We start from the raw sequence: 17103 nt of genomic DNA, 5'->3' as shown, positions 1-17103 counted from the left end.
CACAAGATGTAGTGTAGCACCCCTCGTTGGCCACTAATTCTAGTGATCGAGGTTTACAGGGACAAGAAGAAGATAAGACGAATCCCACAAAAGATTGTAACCAAATGCACTAGGCGCGCCCCGTAAGGCGCGCCCAGGTCAGTGACCACTCAGACCGGCTGTTTATGCGGTTTTCCGCAAGGGGACGGCGTGTGAGGCCGGTGCTGTATAGCTCTGCATGAGTCGGGCCAGATCGGTCCGATACTTGTCGACATTCGCGGCCTTCACGTGGCCGAAACCGCGAATGTTTTCTGCCAGGGCGGCGATTGTAGCCGCTTGCGCGAGGTTGTCCGAGGTCAACCCTGCAACGAGCTGGTCTATGGTCTGGCGGTACTCCTTCACCAGCGCCCGTTCCATCTTGCGCTCGGCCGTGTGGCCGAACGGATCGAACCACGTGCCGCGCAGGCCCTTCAGACGCGTCAGCAATTTCAGTGCCGACATCGTGCGCGGACCCAGCGTCATCTTGCGCGGCACGCCGGTGCGCGGATCCTTGCGCGCGAAGATCGGCGGGGCCATGTGAAAGCGCAGGCTGTACTCGCCTTCGAACTGACCCTCCAGCTGCGCCTTGAACGCGTCGCCGGTATAGAGGCGCGCCACTTCGTATTCGTCCTTGTAGGCCATGAGCTTGTACAGGCCGCGCGCCACCGCCATCGCCAGGCGCGTCGACTTGGCGTCCGGCGCCAGCTCCCGCTCGCGTGCCGCGACGGCGTCGACGACCTGCTGATAGGTGCGGGCATACGCGGCGTCCTGATAAGCCGTCAGGTCTTCGACCCGGCGCGCCACGGCACGTTCGAACGTTTCGGGCACGTGAAGCTGCACGACCTGGGCCCGGGGACGCAAGGCGCCTTGCAGCGCGTCAGGTTGATGCGCTGCGAGCCGGCCGTTGTCGAAGGCGGCGCGATTGGCCGCGACCGCCACGCCGTTCAGTTCGATCGCGCGGTAGATGGCGGCCTGCGACAGCGGCACGCCGCCGCGTTGCCAGGCATAGCCCAGCATGAACATGTTCGACAGGATGCTGTCGCCGAAGAGCGCGAGGGCCGCTTCGTGCGCGTCGATCGCCGCGGTGTGCGTGTCGCCGGCCGCGTGACGGATCTTGGCGAGCAGCGCTTCGGGGCGCATCGCGGCGTCGGGATTGCGCGTGAAGTCGGAGACCGGCGCCACGTAGGTGTTCACCGTGACCTTGGTGTGGCCGCGGCGCAGGGCGCCCAGCGAATCGGGCGCGACGGCGGCGACCGGATCGCACAGGATGGCCGCGTCGGCCTGCTGCCAGTCCAGGCGCACGGGGCCGGCGGTTGCGCCGGCGGGTGCAAGACGGATGTGGCTGACGACGGTGCCGCCTTTCTGCGCCAGCCCGGTCAGGTCCAGCACCGCCGCGGACAGTCCTTCCAGGTGCGCGGCCATCGACACGATGGCGCCGATGGTGATGACGCCCGTGCCGCCCATGCCGGCGACCAGCAGGCGATAGGGATGCTCCAGCGCGTGGATGTCGGGCAGCGGCAGGCCGGCGATCAGGCCTTGCAGGCGTTCCTGGTCGGCCTTCGGCGCCGCGCTCTTTCTGGGCTTGCCGCCCATCACGGACACGAAGCTGGGGCAGAAGCCCTCCGCGCAGGAATAGTCCTTGTTGCAGCTGGATTGATCGATCGCACGCTTGCGGCCATAAGGCGTTTCCAGCGGAACGACCGACAGGCAGTTCGACTTCACGCCGCAGTCGCCGCAGCCTTCGCACACCGCGCTGTTGATCAGCATGCGGCGCGCCGGATCCGGGAACTGGTTCTTCTTGCGGCGGCGGCGCTTTTCGGCGGCGCAGGTCTGGTCATGGATCAGCACGGTCACGCCGGGGATTTCGCGCAGCTCGCGCTGCAGCGCGTCCAGCTCGCGGCGGTGGTGGACCTTGATGCCCGGGCCCAGGTCCACGCCCTGGTACTTTTCGGGCTCGTCCGTGGTGACCACGATGCGCGCCACGTTCTCGCCGCGCAACTGCTGGCAGATCTGCGGGACAGAGATGGGGCCATCGACCGGCTGCCCGCCCGTCATCGCCACGGCATCGTTGAACAGGATCTTGTAGGTGATGTTGGCGCGCGCCGCGACGGCCTGGCGGATGGCCAGGTAACCCGAGTGGTAGTACGTGCCTTCGCCCATGTTCTGGAAGATGTGCGGCATCTTCGTGTAGCGCGACAGGCCGATCCAGTCGACGCCTTCGCCGCCCATCTGCGTCAGGCCACCCGTGTCGCGGTCCATCCATGCAGCCATGTAGTGGCAGCCCACGCCGGACAGCGCCTGGCTGCCCTCGGGCACCTTGGTCGACGTGCTGTGCGGACAGCCCGAGCAGAAGTAAGGGCGGCGGCGCATCCCGTCCGCGTCGTTGGACAGCGGAGCCTGGCATTCGAATGCCGACAGGTCGCGGTTCACCGGAAGTCCTGCGGCGCGCGACAGCCAGCCGGCCAGCGGCGCGGCCAGCAGCGACGGGCGCAATTGGCCGGCCGACGTCACCATCGGCTCGCCGTCCAGACCCTTCTTGCCCACGACCGTGGGGCGCTCGGGCAGGTTGAACAGCATGTCCTTGATCTGGCTTTCGACCACCGCGCCTTTTTCTTCGACGACCAGGATGTGCGACAGGCCGCGCGCGAATTCGAGCAGACGGCCCTCGTCCATCGGCCAGGTGAGACCCGGCTTGTAGATGCGTACGGGCGCGTTCGCCGTCACCGTATCCACGCCCAGTCGCGCCAGCGCTTCCATGGTGTCCAGGTGCGCCTTGCCCACGGTGACGATGCCCACCGTTGCCTTGGGCGCCGGACAGGTCAGCTTGTCCAGGCTGTGGCGGCGCGCGAAGGCAGCCACCGCCTTCATGCGCTGGTTCATGCGCGTCTCGACCGCCAGGGACAGAAAGTCGCGCGCCGAATACTCAAGCGATCCGGACGGCATGTCCGGATCCGCGGGCATGTCGTAAGTCTGGATCGGGGCAGGGGTGAAGGAGTGGCCGCTTTCGATGGTCTCGGACACCGCCTTGAAGGCAACCCAGGTGCCGGCATAACGCGACAGCGCCCAGCCCCACAGCGCGAAGGTCTCGTATTCGTCGATGGACGTCGGATGCACGATGGGCATCTGCCAGCCGATGAGCGAGGCCTCGCTGGCGTGCGGGATCGAGGACGATACGGCGGTGTGGTCGTCGCCCACCACCACGAGCACGCCGCCGTTGCGCGAGGCGCCCGCGGCATTGCCGTGATGCAGCGCGTCGCCAGCGCGATCCACGCCCGGGCCTTTGCCGTACCACATGGCAAACACGCCATCGACATTGCGGTCGTCGCGCACGCCGGCCTGCTGCGTCCCCATCACCGCGGTGGCGGCCATGTCTTCGTTGATGCCCGGCAGGAAGGTGATCTGGTTGGCGTCCAGCGCCTTCTGCGCCTTCCACATGGCCATGTCCACGCCGCCCAGCGGCGATCCGCGGTACCCCGACACGAAACCGGCCGTGTTCAGGCCGCGCTCGCGGTCCACCCGGCGCTGCGTCAGCATCATGCGCACCAGGGCCTGCGTGCCGGTCAGGAAGATGCGGCCGGACTCGCGCGTCAGGTTGTCGGCGAGCTGATACTCAAGGTCCAGCTCGGGTGCGGCGGCGGGGGTACCGTCCATAGTCAATGCTCCTCGTATTTGGCACCATGATAGGTTCGCGAGGGATCAGGTTTATTGCGTTTTTGGATCGTGCTATCCCTATAATTCGCAATGAACATTTCGTATTCCAAAAAAATCAGGAGACAAACGAATGGACAAGACCGATATCGGCATCCTCAAGGCCCTGCAGGAAGACGGCCGGGCCTCGGCGCAGCAGCTTTCCGAGAAGGTGGGGTTGTCCGCCGCGCCGGTGTGGCGGCGGGTGAAGGCAATGGAGGCGAGCGGGGTGATCCAGGGCTACAGCGCCCAGGTCGACCGCAGCAAGGTGGGGCTGGGCTGCATGTTTGCGCAGATCAGCCTGGAGCGGCACTCGGCCAACACCGTTGAACACTTCGAGCGGTCGGTGCGCGATGCGCCGGAAATCCTGGAGTGCTATGCGGTCACCGGGGATTCGGACTTCCTGTTGAAAATCCTGGTGGAAAGCCCCGAAGCCTATGACCGCTTCTTGCACCGGTTCCTCTTCAACATGCCGGGCATCCGGCAGACACGCACCATCGTGGCGCTGCGCGAGATCAAGCACGAACAGCGGCTGCCGCTGTAGCCGTTTCGGGGCGCTCTATATATAGAGAGGCTCTGTCGCTTGAAACCAACGCATTTTTGCGGTTTCCGCGCGGATTCCGGGCGCGCTCGCGGCCGCACTGTTGCGCATTTGCACACGGCGCGGATCCTCGTTGATTCTTCCCTGGCGCCTATTTAGAGTGCGTGAAGTCCGCTGCGCCTGGGACGTGCCGGTGTGATCGGCGCGGCGCGTCGGCGGACGTCTTGAGGAAGTCATGAGCAGTGTGTTTTTGCGTACGGCAGGCGTTGCCTGCGCCCTCGTGATCCTGGCCGGTTGCGCCGCCAGGAAGCCCGCCGCCATCACCGAGGCCCAGCCTGCGGATCCGCCCAAGCCGGTGGCTTGCACGCCCGCCAAGGCTGGTGACCCGATGGTCGGCACCTGGTTGTCCAATTCGCGTCCGCGCGACGTGGCCGGCGACATGCAAGCGCTGATCGTGCTGTCGGCCGACGGCACGATGTCCTACGAATCCCTGCTCAAGATCGGCCGCAAGACGCGTCCCGCGCTGCGTGAGACGGGCTGCTGGAGCGTGGAGAACGGCGTCTACACGATGCGCACCACCAAGTCGGCCGGCGAGCCGGTGGACCCCACCGATCCGATCTATCTGAACCGCTACCGCGTCGAAAAGGTCGAGCAATCCAAGCTGTCGCTGCGTGAACTCAAGAGCGGCGGCATGCTGCTCACGGCGCGCCGCATGCCGGCGGGCTATCGCCTCGCCTACTGAGCGTTGCGCCGGGCGGACACTTCGCCCGGCGGTTTCGCCAAGCGGGCCGGGCTGCGGTAAGGTGCGGGCTTCGACTTTCGCCCCGCCGCCGGTTATCCATGCCCGCCCTGTCCTCCGAAGCACGCGCGATCGCGCTGCTGGCGCTGGCCGCCTTCGTCAGCGCCAGCGCTTTCCGAATCTGTGATCCCATGCTGCCGCAACTGGCGGCGGAATTCGGCACCACCACCGGCCAGGCCGCGCGCGCGGTCACGGCGTTTGCCGTGGCGTATGGCGTGCTGCAGATGTTCTTCGGTCCGGTGGGCGACCGTTACGGCAAATACCGCGTGGTCAGCGTCGCCACCGTGGCGTGTGCGCTGGGCAGCGCCGGCGCCGTCATGGCCGGATCGCTCGATATGCTGGTGTTCTGCCGCGCCTTGTCGGGCGCCGCGGGCGCGGGCATCGTGCCGCTGTCCATGGCCTGGATCGGCGACAACGTCCCCTATGAACGCCGGCAGGCGACGCTGGCGCGCTTTCTGACCGGCACCATCCTTGGCATGTCCGCCGGCCAGCTTGCGGGCGGCCTGTTCGCCGATACCGTCGGCTGGCGCTGGGCCTTTGCCGCGCTCGTGGCGGGCTATCTGATCGTGGGCGTGCTGCTGCATCTGGAAGTGCGTCGCCAGCGCGCGGCCGGATTTGCGCAGGTCGATCCCGGTGCGCCACGGCAAGGTTTTATCGCGCAGGCGCGGCTGGTGCTCGGCACGCGGTGGGCGCGCGTGGTGCTGGCGACGGTGTTCATCGAAGGCTTGCTGGTGTTCGGCGCACTGGCCTTTGCGCCGTCGTACCTGCATGAGCGTTTCGATATCTCGCTGACGGCCGCGGGCGCGCTGGTGGCCGTGTACGCGGTGGGCGGGCTGATCTATACAGTCGTCGCGGGGCGCATCCTCAAGCGGCTCGGCGAGCGCGGCCTGGCTGTCGCGGGCGGACTGGTGCTGGGCGTGGCGTTCCTGTCATACCTGTTGGGGCCGGTGTGGATGTGGAGCCTGCTGGCAAGCGTCCTGGCGGGTTTTGGGTACTACCTGCTGCACGCGACGCTGCAGACGAACGCAACACAGATGGTGCCGTCGGCGCGTGGCACGGCGGTCGCGTGGTTCGCGTCGTGCCTGTTCATGGGGCAGGCGGCCGGCGTGGCGCTGGCGGGGGCGGTGGTGGACGAGATCGGGCCGGGCGCGCTATTCGGCGGCTCGGCCGTGCTGCTGCCGCTGCTGGGGGCGTTCTTTGCCCGGGCGCTCAAGGCGAGGGCGGGGATGCAGCAGGGGTGAGGGCGTTGGCGTCACGCCAGATTGAAAACAGAAAGGGCCTTGTTCATCGTTGGATGAAAAGGCCCTTTGTTTATGGGGGTGTCAGGCATCCTTGGATTATGCAGGTGTCAGACACCCTGCCGAGACCGTCGCGGGTTTGTGGCGTTATCTCTCAAGGGTGTCAGACACCTGGGCAGTAGGCTTTCGGAGAGTGTCTGACACCCGGATTCAAATCGCCGACAGCCGCTTGAGCACGGTTTCCTTGCCCAGCAGTGCCAGCACCGCATCCACCGCAGGCGTCTGCGTCTGACCGGTGACCGCCACGCGCAGCGGGATGGCCAGTTGCGGCATCCTCAGCCCGCGGTCGGCCAGCACGCCCTTGATCAGCGCGGACAGCGCTTCGCGCGTCCACTCCGCATCCTGCGCGCGCTGCGCGAAATCGGCCAGCGCCTCGCGGGCCGGCGCGGTCAGGTGCTGTTCGGCCAGCTCCGCCGGCGCGCCCTTGAATTCGCCGCAGAACAGCATGGCGCCATCGGCCAGTTGCTCCAGCGTTTCGGCGCGGTCCTTCAGGAGGCCCATGACGCCCGGCAGGTCGATCTGCTCGGGATAACCGCCGCGCGTCGCCACGCGCGTGGCGACGCGTTCGGCCAGTTCGGCGTTGTCCATCTGCTTGATGTAGTGGGCATTGACCCAGTTCAGCTTCTTGGGATCCCACTGCGACGCGGACTTGGACAGATGCTTGGTGTCGAACCACGACACGAGCTGGTCGCGCGAGAAGAGCTCGTCGTCGCCGTGGCTCCAGCCCAGACGGGCCAGGTAGTTGATCATGGCTTCGGGCAGATAGCCCTCGTTGTCGTACTCCATGACGTTGACCGCGCCGTGGCGCTTGGACAGCTTTTCGCCGTCCGGGCCCAGGATCATCGGCACGTGGCCGTATTCCGGCAGGGTGGCGCCAAGCGCGCGCAGGATGTTGATCTGGCGGGGCGTGTTGTTGACGTGGTCATCGCCGCGCAGCACGTGCGTGATGCCCATGTCCCAGTCGTCGACCACGACGCAGAAGTTATAGGTGGGCGTGCCGTCCGGACGCGCGATGATCAGGTCGTCGAGCTCGGTGTTGTCGAAGCTGATCGTGCCCTTGACCATGTCGTTCCAGGACGTGGCGCCGTCCTGGGGATTCTTGAAGCGCACCACCGGCTTGCGGCCTTCGGGGATGGCGGGCAGCATCTTGCCGGGTTCCGGGCGCCAGGTGCCGTCGTAGCGCGGCTTGTCGCCGCGGGCGCGGGCAGCCTCGCGCATCGCTTCGACTTCTTCGGGCGAGCTGTAGCAGTGATAGGCGGTGCCGGCGGCCAGCATCTGGGCCACGACTTCGCGGTACCGGTCCATGCGCTGCATTTGGTAGAAGGGGCCTTCGTCCGGCTGCATGCCCAGCCATTCCATGCTGTCCAGGATGGCCTGCACCGCTTCCGGCGTGGACCGCTCGACGTCCGTGTCCTCGATGCGCAGCACGAAGGTGCCCTTGTGGTGGCGCGCGAAGGCCCAGGAGAACAGCGCGGTGCGCGCGCCGCCCAGATGCAGGAAACCGGTGGGCGAAGGCGCAAAGCGGGTGCGAATGGGTGTAGTGGCGTTGGAAGTCATAGGTGGCAGTGTTAGCGGCTGCGGCGCCACAAAGCGGCGTCGGGCAGTGTCCTCATCAAGCGGACAGCGGGCTTGTCTTGATACGATGAACGCTATTTTAGATTAGTGTGAACAGGCCCTGGCCCGACCTCCCCATGTTGAGACACGCTCTTGCGCCGATGTTCGAACCCGCCTCGCTGGTGATCGTGGCCGATCGGCCGCTGCCCGCGGCAAGTTCCCTGTCTCCCTCCCTGAAGACAAAGACCACGGTTGTCACCGTCGAACCCGGTGCAGCCCCCGACCTGCCGGACAGGCTTGAAGGCCTGGCCCAGGGCGACCGGCCTGATCTGGCCCTGGTTTGCGTGTCGCCTGCCGTGCTGCCCGAAACGCTGCGCCGCCTGGCGCCGTTGTTGCCCCGCGCCGTGATCCTGCTGCCGCACGAACTGCCCGACCCGTACCCGCGCGGCACGCTGGCGTTGTGCCGGGCCTGGGCCGAGGAAAACCACTGCGAACTGCTGGGGCCGCGCTCCTTCGGCGCGCAGCGGCCGCACGCGGGCCTGAACTTCAGCCAGCACCCGGTGCTGGCGCGCAGCGGCCGCGTGGCGCTGGTGGCGCAGTCGCGCTCCATCATGGCCGCCGTCATGGACTGGGCCGAGGACGTGCACATCGGCTTTTCCACCGCCGTGTCGCTGGGCGACGAGGCTGTGGTGGGCCTGCCCAAGCTGCTGGACTACCTGGCCAGCGATCCGCGCACGGACAGCATCGTCCTCTACCTGGAAGACGTCGGGCCCGCCCGCGAGTTCATGAGCACACTGCGGGCCGCGGCCAGCATCAAGCCGGTCATCGTGCTCAAGGCCGGCCGCTCCGATGCCGACAGCAGCGACGCCGTTTTCGATGCGGCGCTGCGCCGGGCTGGCGCGGTGCGTGTGCGCTACTTCGTGCAGCTCTTCTCGGCCGTGAAGGTGCTGGGCTACACGCGCCGCCCCAAGGGCCGCAGGGTGGCGCTCATCTCCAACGGCAGCGGACCCCCGCAGCTCGCCATGGATCTGATCGGCCCCGACGCCGCCGTCCTGCGCGCCGACCTGGCGCCCGCCACGCAGCGCGCGCTGGCCGAGATGCTGGAGCCCGACGCCGGCACCGCCAACCCCGTCATCACCTATCTGCCGATGACGCCCGAGCGCATCCGCGCCATGCTCGAGGCCGTCCTGGACGACACCGGCGTGGACGGTGTGCTGGTGCTGCTGGCGCCCGACGCCTTGGCCGACATGCCCGCAGTGGCGCGCGAACTGGCGCAGATCGCGCCGTCCGCCAAGAAACCCGTGGTGACCTGCTTCATGGGCGATGCCGGCATGCGGCCGTTGCGGCGCATGCTGGACGATGCGGGCACGTCGGCGTTCCGCACGCCCGAGTCGGCCGCGGACGCGTTCGGCGTGCTGGCGTCGCACCACTACAACCAGCAGTTGCTGTTGCAGACGCAGCCGCCCGAACCTGCCAGCCACGTGCCGGACCTGGCGGCGGCGCGCGAAATCGTTGCGCGCGTGCGCGCCGATTGCCGGCGCGAACTGAATACGGCCGAAATCCGCACATTGCTGTCGCTGTTCTATGTGCCGCTGTCCGACGCGGCCGCGTCGGCTACGGCAGCCGAAGCCGAATCACGGCCCATGGCGATCCGCGTGCGTCGCGATCCGCAATTCGGCCCTGTCATCCGCTTTGGCGCGGGCGGGCCGGACGCGGTGCTGTCGCTGGCCGAGCGCGGCATGGACTTGCCGCCGCTGAACGGCTATCTGGCGCGCCAACTCATCGAGCGCAGCAGGCTGTGGCGGCGCGTGCTGGCCCCCCGGGTCGGCCACCTGGCCGCCGAGGCGCTGCAGCAAACCTTGGTGCTGGTGTCCGAGCTGGTGTCGGAACTGCCCGACATCGAATCCCTGGACATCGATCCGCTCTACGCTGGCGAAACCCATTTGCGCGCCGGCGGCCTGCGCATGACGCTGACCGATACGCCGGGCTGCGCTTCGCCGCAGACCACGGGCTACCCGCACATGGCGATCCACCCGTATCCGGCTCGGCTGGTGCAGGTGCGCCGGTTCGATGACGGCATCCCGTGGGTGCTGCGCCCGATCCGCCCGGAAGACGGCGAGGCGCTGCAGGAATTCATTCGCGGCCTGTCGGAGCGGTCGCGCTACATGCGGTTCGTGTCGATGATGCGCGAACTCACGCCGCGCATGGTGTCGCGCTACACGCAGGTGGACTATCACCGCGAACTCGCCCTGGTGGCGGCGACGCAGGTGCCCAATCCCGCCAATCGCGGCCATCCGCGCGAGGTGCTGGTGGGCTTTGCCCACTACCTGCGCAATCCCGACGGCCGGGGCGCGGAATACGCGCTGGTGATCGGCGACGACTGGCAACGGCGCGGGTTGGGACGTCAGCTCATGACGGCGCTGATCGACGCCGCGCGCGAGCAGGGCCTGGAATACATCGACGGCCTGGTGCTGTCGACGAACCGGCCCATGCTGGCGCTGATGACCAGCCTGGGCTTCACGAACGATCGCGATCCCGAGGACCCGACGATGCGCCGGGTCTGGCTGGACCTGGGCTGAGTCTGATTCAGGATCTGGGTCTGGACCTTGGGCTGGGCCCGGGTCTGGACCCGTCACCCGTCGCGCCGGATCGCTTCAGGCGGTCCGGCGCGACGGCTGCGCGGGTTTGAGCCGCGCGGCCGCTTCGTCCACCGACAGCACGTCGCCGAAAAACAGCATCCAGCCGTGAAGCGCGTTTTCGTGCTCGGCCGGCGTCACCGCGGCCAGCGCGTCGTCGATCATGATGGTCCGGAAGTCCCGCATCATTGCGTCGCGCGCGGTGGATTCGCAGCACACGTTGGTGACCGTCCCGGCGATCAGCAGCGTATCCACGCCCAGCCCGCGCAGCAGGGGTTCCAATTCCGACGAACCCGGCGCCATGGCGCTGTAAAAGCGCTTGACCACGCGCGGGTCCGTGGCCTGCGCGTGCAGGTCCGGATGCAGCGCAAAGCCCGGCGAATCGCGCCGCAGGGTCTCCAGGCGGCGGGCGCTGCGTTCGGGCGTGAGCATCACGCCATGATGATGCGACCAGAACACGTCCGCGTTGTCCGACGCCGTCTGAACCCACACCACGACCCCGCCTGCATCGCGCACGGCGCCGCACAGGCGGTTGATGGGGTCGATGATCTCGCGCGCGGGGGCGCATTCGCCCTGATAACCCGGCATCAGGAAATACTGCTGCATGTCGATCACCACCACCGCGGTGCGCGCGGCCGGCAGTTCGTCATAGGGATGCAGGCAGCCCTGACGGGCCACGACGCGATCCTTCACCCACTGGGGGAATTCCATGCTGCCTCCTTAGCCGTAACGCCGCGCCACGGCGGACTCGACGCGGTAAATGATGAGATACATGACGCTGGAAATCAGCGCCAACATCACGATGGCGGTCATGACGATGTTCAGCTTGAACACCTGGCTGCCGTTCATGATGAGAAAGCCCAGGCCCGAATCCGCCGACTGGAACTCGCCTACGATCACGCCCACCAGCGCCAGGCCGATGTTCATCTTCACGGCCGCGATCAACGTGGGCACGCTGCCCGGCAGCACGACCTTGGTCAGCACCTGCCAACGGCTGGCGCCAAAAGTGTGGGCAAGCTTCACCTTGTTCAGGTCGATACCGCGGAATCCCGCGTACACGACCATGATGGTCACGAACACCGCAATGGCCACCGCCATGCCGTAGACCGCGTAATCGGAACCCAGCCACAGATAGAAGATCGGCACGAATGCGATCTTGGGCATGGCGTTGGCCACCACCAGGAAGGGGTCCAGCACCTTGTACAGAAAGTCGGACCACCACAGCGCGGCCGCCACCACGATCCCGATGCCCATGCTGAGCACAAAGCCGACCAGCGTGGCCGACAGCGTCGTCATGATGTGCTTGCCCAGGCTGCCGTGATTCCACAGTTCCAGGAACGTGGGCCACAGCGCGCTGGGATAGCTGGTGAGCAGCGGATTGACGATGTGCATGCGCGGCAGGATTTCCCACGCGCATAGAAAGACCACCAGCAGCAGCGCCTGGGCCACGCGGATGTTGCGGCGGCGCGCGCGGTCGCGGCGCAGGTAGTTCAGGTATTTCTCGCTGGGCCCGGGCACGGCGCGCAGCGGAACGGTATTGGCAATCGGCGCGTTCATGGGTCAGCCCTCCACGTGAACATCCAGCTCGTCCCAGAGCTGTTTGAAGTAGGTGTTGAACTCAGGCCGCGAGCGCGCCTGGAATGGCGTGGGTCGGACCTGGCCGTCGCCGTAATGAATGCGGTACTGGCTCTTTAAACGTCCCGGCCGGCGCGACAGCACGATCACGCGGTCGGTCATGGCGATGGCCTCGCCGATGTCGTGCGTCACCAGCACCACCGTCTTGCCTTCGCGCCGCAGGATGTCCACGACTTCGTCGGAAATCGCCAGCCGCGTCTGCGAATCCAATGCCGAAAACGGCTCGTCCAGCAGGATCACGTCGGGCTCGGTGACCAGCGTGCGCGCCAGCGCCGCGCGTTGACGCATGCCGCCGGACAGCTGCCGCGGCGTGTGCGACAAAAACGCGCCCAGGCCGCATTTTTCAAGCAGGTGCACGGCGCGCGCCTCGCTGCGCGCGTCGCGCCGCCCCTGGATCTCGGCGCCCAGCATCACGTTGTCCAGGATGGTGCGCCACTCGAACAGATAGTCCTGCTGCAGCATGTAGCCGATGCGGGCATTCGGCTTGGTCACCGCCTGCCCGTCGACCAGCACCGCGCCCGAGGTCGGCGGAATCAAACCCGCGATCAACGACAGCAGCGTGCTCTTGCCACAGCCGCTTTGCCCGATCAGGCTGACGAACTCGCCCGGCGCCAGACTGAACGACACGTTCGACAACGCCTCGGTCTCGCCTTCCGGCGTGAAGTACGAAAGACAGACCTCGCGCAGTTCGATCTTGGCCGTGGCGGGCGCCGGTTTCAGGTTATGGATGGCGGCGCCCATCATTGCGCCTTTTTGGCAAAGTCGGCGATCACCACGTCCTCGTACTTGACGCGGGCGGTGTCCTTCATCACGGCGCTGGCCACCAGCATGTCCTGCAGTTGCGTCATCGCCTGCGCGGTCACCAGCGGCGTGGTCTTCCAGATCTGATATTGCTTGTAGCGTTCGATCGCCTCGGTCACCGCGGCCTGGTCCATGCCGGGAAAGAAGGTCATGATCTGCGGGGCCAGCGTGGCGGCCGGCGTGTCCTTCACGTATTTCTCGGCGCGCGCGACCACGTCGGTCCAGGCCTGGATGACCTTGGGGTTGTCGCGGATGTATTTGTCGGTGGCGGTGAAGACCGTGTAGTCCACCTGGCCCACTTCATGTCCCACGGATGCGACGATGTGCCCCTTGCCATTGCGCACCAGCTCGCCGGCCTCCGGCTCCAGGAAGATGCCGTATTCGCCCTGGCCCGCCATCCAGGCGCCAGCGCGCGCGGGGATGCCGATGTTGTTGAGCAGCTTCACGTCCTTTTGGGGATCAAGGCCATGCTTGCGCAGCGCGGTCTCCAGAAACACGATGGGATTCGATCCCGGGCGAAAGCCGATCACTTCCTTGCCCTTGAGCATGGACCAGTCGAACTTGTCGACCGGCTTGCGCGACAGCAGGAAAAAGCCGTCCGTGGCGGTCAGGCCGGCAAATATCTTGGGCTTGACCGGTGATTCGCTGTTCTGCACGTAGATGGACGCCTCGGGCCCGATCAGCACGATGTCCGCGCTGCCCGACAGCAGGGCGGTCATGCCCTTGTCGGTGCCTTGCGAGGTTTTCATGGACACGTCCAGGCCGGCGTCCTTGAAATAGCCCTGCGATAGCGCGACATACTTCGGCACGTAAAGGATCGATCGCACCACTTCTTCGTAGCGCACCTTTACGGGAGGGTTCAGGGCTTCGGCCTGAGCGGCCAGAGGGGCAAGCAGCGCGAGCAGCGCCGCGCCTGCCAGGCGGGGCAAGGGCAAGGTCTTCACGGGACTTTCTCCTGCGTCTTGAATGCGCCGACGGATCGGCGCAACACGGCCAATGGGATGGATCGACTGCAACAACAGGGAAGCCCGAACGGAGAAGGCCCGGGCCGGTAAGGCTTGGATCGAATACTATATTCAAGATAAGGAGGCGACAAGCGTTTTGAGATTGGCGTTTTTCTCTATGGACGCAAGCCCTCCGAGCCGGGACAATGCAAGGCTGGAATACCAGTTGGTATACAAAATAAGATTTTGAGCCGCTTCAGATTTGAATCGTGACGGGGCAGGGCTCATCCCATCGTAGGCGCGCAATGCCGGCGCGCCCATCAGCCAGGAACACGAGCCGCGTCTTGCACGCCGCCCGTTTTCGTTCCTGGCCCGTGCTGCGCTAGACCAGCACTTCGTTCAGGAAGTCCGAAATGTCCGCCACTTCCTCGGCGCAGACCGAGTGCGGCATTGGGTACGTGTGCCAGCGTACGTCGTAACCCAGGCGCTTCAACTCCGCCAACGACGCTTCGGCGCGCGCCAGCGACACCACCGGATCGTATTGGCCATGCGCCATGAAGATAGGCGTGGCATTGTTGGCAGGCTGACGCTCAGCTTCTGCGGTGTCCAGCAGCGGCAGATAGCCAGAGAGCGCCATCATGCCGGCCAGCTTCTCCTTCAGGCGCAGACCCGTGTGCAGGGTCATCGCGCTGCCTTGCGAGAACCCGGCCAGCACGATGTTCGACGTCGGGATGCCACGTGCGTTTTCACGCGCGATCAATTGGTGGATGGCGGCTTCAGAGGCGCGGATGCCGCGGCCATCTTCCACGCGCACCAGATCCATCACCAGGATGTCGTACCAGGAACGCATCGACATGCCGTTGTTGATGGTGACCCGTTGAACCGGCGCATTCGGAAACACGAAGCGCACGCCACGCCCGGCGGGCAGGCGCAGCTCCGGCACGATGGGCGCGAAATCGTTGCCGTCGGCGCCCAGGCCGTGCAGCCAGATCACGGCGTGCGTGGGGTTGGGAGCGGTTTCGATCTCGATGCAGTCGAGCAGGTCGGGTGCGGTCATGGACGGGCTGTTGGGGATATCAGAGGGTAAGGGTCTTGAGCGCCTGGAACAGCGCGCGATAGTGCTTCTTCTGCGGCTCCTGGCCCTGCAACAGCGATGCGTTGGCCAGCTTTTCCTTGCGCGCGGCGCGGATCAGCGTGCGCAATTGCTGCACGTCGGCCTGCGGGTTGTTGGTCAGGAGGCGGGTCAGGGCGTCGTCGTCGTCGAGCAGGCGGTCACGCAGCCCTTCAAGGCGGTGCATGGCGGCCGTTTCCTCGCGGGAGCCGTTCTCCCAGACGTCGAGCTGCTTGCGGATGACGTCAGCCGGCGCGTCGCGCATCAGCTTGCCCACGAAGTGGACCTGACGCCGCAAACCCTCGCGGCCGGTGGTGCGCTGGGCCATGCGGATGGCCTCGTACAGCCGTTCTTCGAGCGGCAGTTGCTTCAGACGTTCGGGCGACAGCGCGATCAATTGCTTGCCCAGGTCCAACAGGGCGTGCATCTCACGCTTGACCTGGGACTTGCTGGGACGGTCGTAGCCGTTCTCGTCGTAACCGTCGTCGACGGAATCTTCTTGGGGATGGGAATTCATGGAAAACTGCGCAATGACAGACTTGGCTATGATAACCGTCTCTGCAAATTGGACTGCAATGGTTAAAACCTCCTCATCCTTGCCGCTGGCGGCGAATCACGCGCGTTTTTCCGAACTTGTCGAACAAACCCTGGCCTACGCGCGCCAGATCGGCGCTTCCGACGCCGCCGCGGAAGTCTCCGAAAGCCTGGGACTGTCCGTCTCGGTCCGCAAGAACGACATCGAAACCGTTGAGCAGACGCGCGACCGGGCGCTGGACCTGACGGTCTACGCCGGCCAAAGCCGCGGCTCCGCGTCGACGTCCGACTTCTCCGAGGCCGCCCTGCGCCAGACGGTCGAAGCCGCCTGGCACATCGCCCGCCATACCGCCGCCGACCCGGCCGCCGGCCTGCCCGACGCCGACCAGCTGGCCACCGAATTTCCCGATCTGGACCTGCACCGCGCCTGGACCGTTTCCACCGAGGAAGCGGCCGAACTGGCGCTGCGCGCCGAGCGCGCCGCACGCGAGGTCGATCCCCGCATCACCAACACCGATGGCGCCACGGTTGGCACGTACGAAGGCCAGTTCGTGATGGGCAACACGCGCGGCTTCCTGGGCGGCTATCCGTATTCGCGCCACAGCCTGTCGGTTGCGCCCATCGCCGGCCGCGGCAACGGCATGCAGCGCGACTACTGGTACACGTCCGAGCGCGATCCGGCCAAGATGGCTTCGCCCGAAGCCATCGGCCGCTACGCCGCCGAACGTACGCTGTCGCGCCTGTCGGCACGCCGCGTGCGCACCGGCAAGTTTCCGGTCCTGTTCGAGGCGCCGCTGGCGCTTGGCCTGGTCGGCGCGCTGACGCAGGCCGTCAACGGCGGCGCGCTGTACCGCAAGGCCAGTTTTCTGGTGGATTCGCTGGGCAAGCCGCTCTTTCCCAAGCACATCAATCTGGTCGAAGATCCGCACATCCGCGGCGCCATGGGCAGCTCGCCTTTCGACGACGAAGGCGTGCGCACGCGCCGCCGCAACGTGGTGTCGGGCGGGGTGCTGGAAGGCTATTTCCTGTCGTCCTACACCGCCCGCAAGCTGGGCATGACCACCACCGGCAACGCCGGCGGCTCGCACAACCTGGTGTTCAGCTCCACGCAGACCCGCCGCGGCGACGATTTCGAAGCCATGCTCAAGAAGCTCGGCACGGGCTTTCTCGTCACCGAACTGATCGGGCAGGGCGTCAACTACGTGACGGGCGACTACTCGCGCGGCGCCTTCGGCTATTGGGTCGAAAACGGCCAGATCCAGCATGCGGTGCAGGAAGTCACCATTGCCGGCAACCTGGCCGACATGTTCAAGCAGATCGTCGCGATCGGCGCCGACACGATCTCGCGCGGCACAAAGACCACCGGCTCGATCCTCATCGAGCAGATGGCAATCGCCGGGATCTGACCCCGCGAGCCGGCGGCGCGCAATGCGCCGCCGGGTTCCTGCATTTGTCCGCTTGGCAATCCCCCCGCATTGCAATCCCGCGCATTGCAACCCCTTTACGCTCGGGATTTCCTCTAGCCGTTCCGGCCATTGCCACCGT

At 66.3% G+C, this 17103-nt stretch carries 13 protein-coding genes; 5 read left to right on the top strand and 8 right to left on the bottom strand.

Going from position 1 to position 17103, the window contains the following annotated elements; genetic code table 11:
• Positions 1 to 162: 162 nt before the first annotated feature.
• Positions 163 to 3669: an indolepyruvate ferredoxin oxidoreductase family protein gene (locus KW836_RS00575; RefSeq protein ID WP_218342180.1), complete on the bottom strand. Its 3507-nt coding sequence runs from the start codon at positions 3667 to 3669 to the stop codon at positions 163 to 165.
• A 130-nt stretch (positions 3670 to 3799) separates the two neighbouring features.
• On the opposite strand from KW836_RS00575, the gene KW836_RS00570 reads away from it, so the two are divergent.
• The 3 genes from KW836_RS00570 (at position 3800) to KW836_RS00560 (ending at position 6286) form a co-directional block, all read left to right on the top strand.
• Positions 3800 to 4249, top strand: coding sequence for an Lrp/AsnC family transcriptional regulator (locus KW836_RS00570; RefSeq protein WP_175126229.1), 450 nt, complete (start codon positions 3800 to 3802; stop codon positions 4247 to 4249).
• Positions 4250 to 4481: 232 nt separating this feature from the next.
• Positions 4482 to 4988, top strand: coding sequence for a hypothetical protein (locus KW836_RS00565; RefSeq protein WP_175186489.1), 507 nt, complete (start codon positions 4482 to 4484; stop codon positions 4986 to 4988).
• A gap of 98 nt (positions 4989 to 5086) precedes the next feature.
• A complete protein-coding gene (locus KW836_RS00560; protein WP_218342178.1) occupies positions 5087 to 6286 on the top strand; it encodes an MFS transporter in 1200 nt (399 codons plus the stop codon).
• Between the two features lie 207 nt (positions 6287 to 6493).
• Here KW836_RS00560 and gltX read toward each other — a convergent pair whose 3' ends face one another.
• Positions 6494 to 7900: a glutamate--tRNA ligase gene (gene gltX / locus KW836_RS00555; protein ID WP_218342176.1), complete on the bottom strand. Its 1407-nt coding sequence runs from the start codon at positions 7898 to 7900 to the stop codon at positions 6494 to 6496.
• Positions 7901 to 8034: 134 nt separating this feature from the next.
• Between gltX and KW836_RS00550 the strand changes: the two genes are divergently transcribed.
• Positions 8035 to 10476, top strand: coding sequence for a GNAT family N-acetyltransferase (locus KW836_RS00550; protein WP_218342174.1), 2442 nt, complete (start codon positions 8035 to 8037; stop codon positions 10474 to 10476).
• 75 nt (positions 10477 to 10551) lie between these two features.
• On the opposite strand, the gene KW836_RS00545 is transcribed toward KW836_RS00550, so the two are convergent.
• The 6 genes from KW836_RS00545 to yjgA all read right to left on the bottom strand — a co-directional run bounded on the left by KW836_RS00545 (position 10552) and on the right by yjgA (position 15541).
• Entirely contained in the window at positions 10552 to 11244 is a 693-nt protein-coding gene (locus tag KW836_RS00545; protein WP_218342172.1) for an isochorismatase family cysteine hydrolase, read from the bottom strand.
• A gap of 9 nt (positions 11245 to 11253) precedes the next feature.
• Positions 11254 to 12090, bottom strand: coding sequence for an ABC transporter permease (locus KW836_RS00540; protein WP_191578201.1), 837 nt, complete (start codon positions 12088 to 12090; stop codon positions 11254 to 11256).
• A 3-nt stretch (positions 12091 to 12093) separates the two neighbouring features.
• Positions 12094 to 12909 carry an ABC transporter ATP-binding protein gene (locus KW836_RS00535; RefSeq protein WP_056564409.1) on the bottom strand — a complete coding sequence of 272 codons (816 nt, stop codon included), beginning with the start codon at positions 12907 to 12909 and terminating at the stop codon, positions 12094 to 12096.
• Positions 12909 to 13913: an ABC transporter substrate-binding protein gene (locus KW836_RS00530; protein ID WP_175125491.1), complete on the bottom strand. Its 1005-nt coding sequence runs from the start codon at positions 13911 to 13913 to the stop codon at positions 12909 to 12911. Before KW836_RS00530 ends, KW836_RS00535 begins: the two co-directional genes overlap by 1 nt.
• A gap of 382 nt (positions 13914 to 14295) precedes the next feature.
• Positions 14296 to 14970, bottom strand: coding sequence for an alpha/beta hydrolase (locus KW836_RS00525; protein ID WP_175125489.1), 675 nt, complete (start codon positions 14968 to 14970; stop codon positions 14296 to 14298).
• 19 nt (positions 14971 to 14989) lie between these two features.
• Entirely contained in the window at positions 14990 to 15541 is a 552-nt protein-coding gene (gene yjgA, locus KW836_RS00520) for a ribosome biogenesis factor YjgA (RefSeq protein ID WP_175125487.1), read from the bottom strand.
• Positions 15542 to 15599: 58 nt separating this feature from the next.
• Here yjgA and pmbA point away from each other — a divergent pair, with 58 nt between their 5' ends.
• The gene (gene pmbA, locus KW836_RS00515) at positions 15600 to 16964 is read left to right on the top strand and encodes a metalloprotease PmbA (RefSeq protein ID WP_175125485.1); all 1365 of its coding nucleotides are present in this window, start codon (positions 15600 to 15602) and stop codon (positions 16962 to 16964) included.
• Positions 16965 to 17103 lie beyond the last annotated feature (139 nt).

This window comes from Achromobacter sp. ACM05 (genome assembly GCF_019218915.1).
Classification (GTDB): domain Bacteria; phylum Pseudomonadota; class Gammaproteobacteria; order Burkholderiales; family Burkholderiaceae_B; genus Achromobacter; species Achromobacter animicus.
The sequence above is the reverse complement of the archived record's forward strand: the minus strand, read 5'-3'. Positions and strand labels throughout refer to the sequence as shown.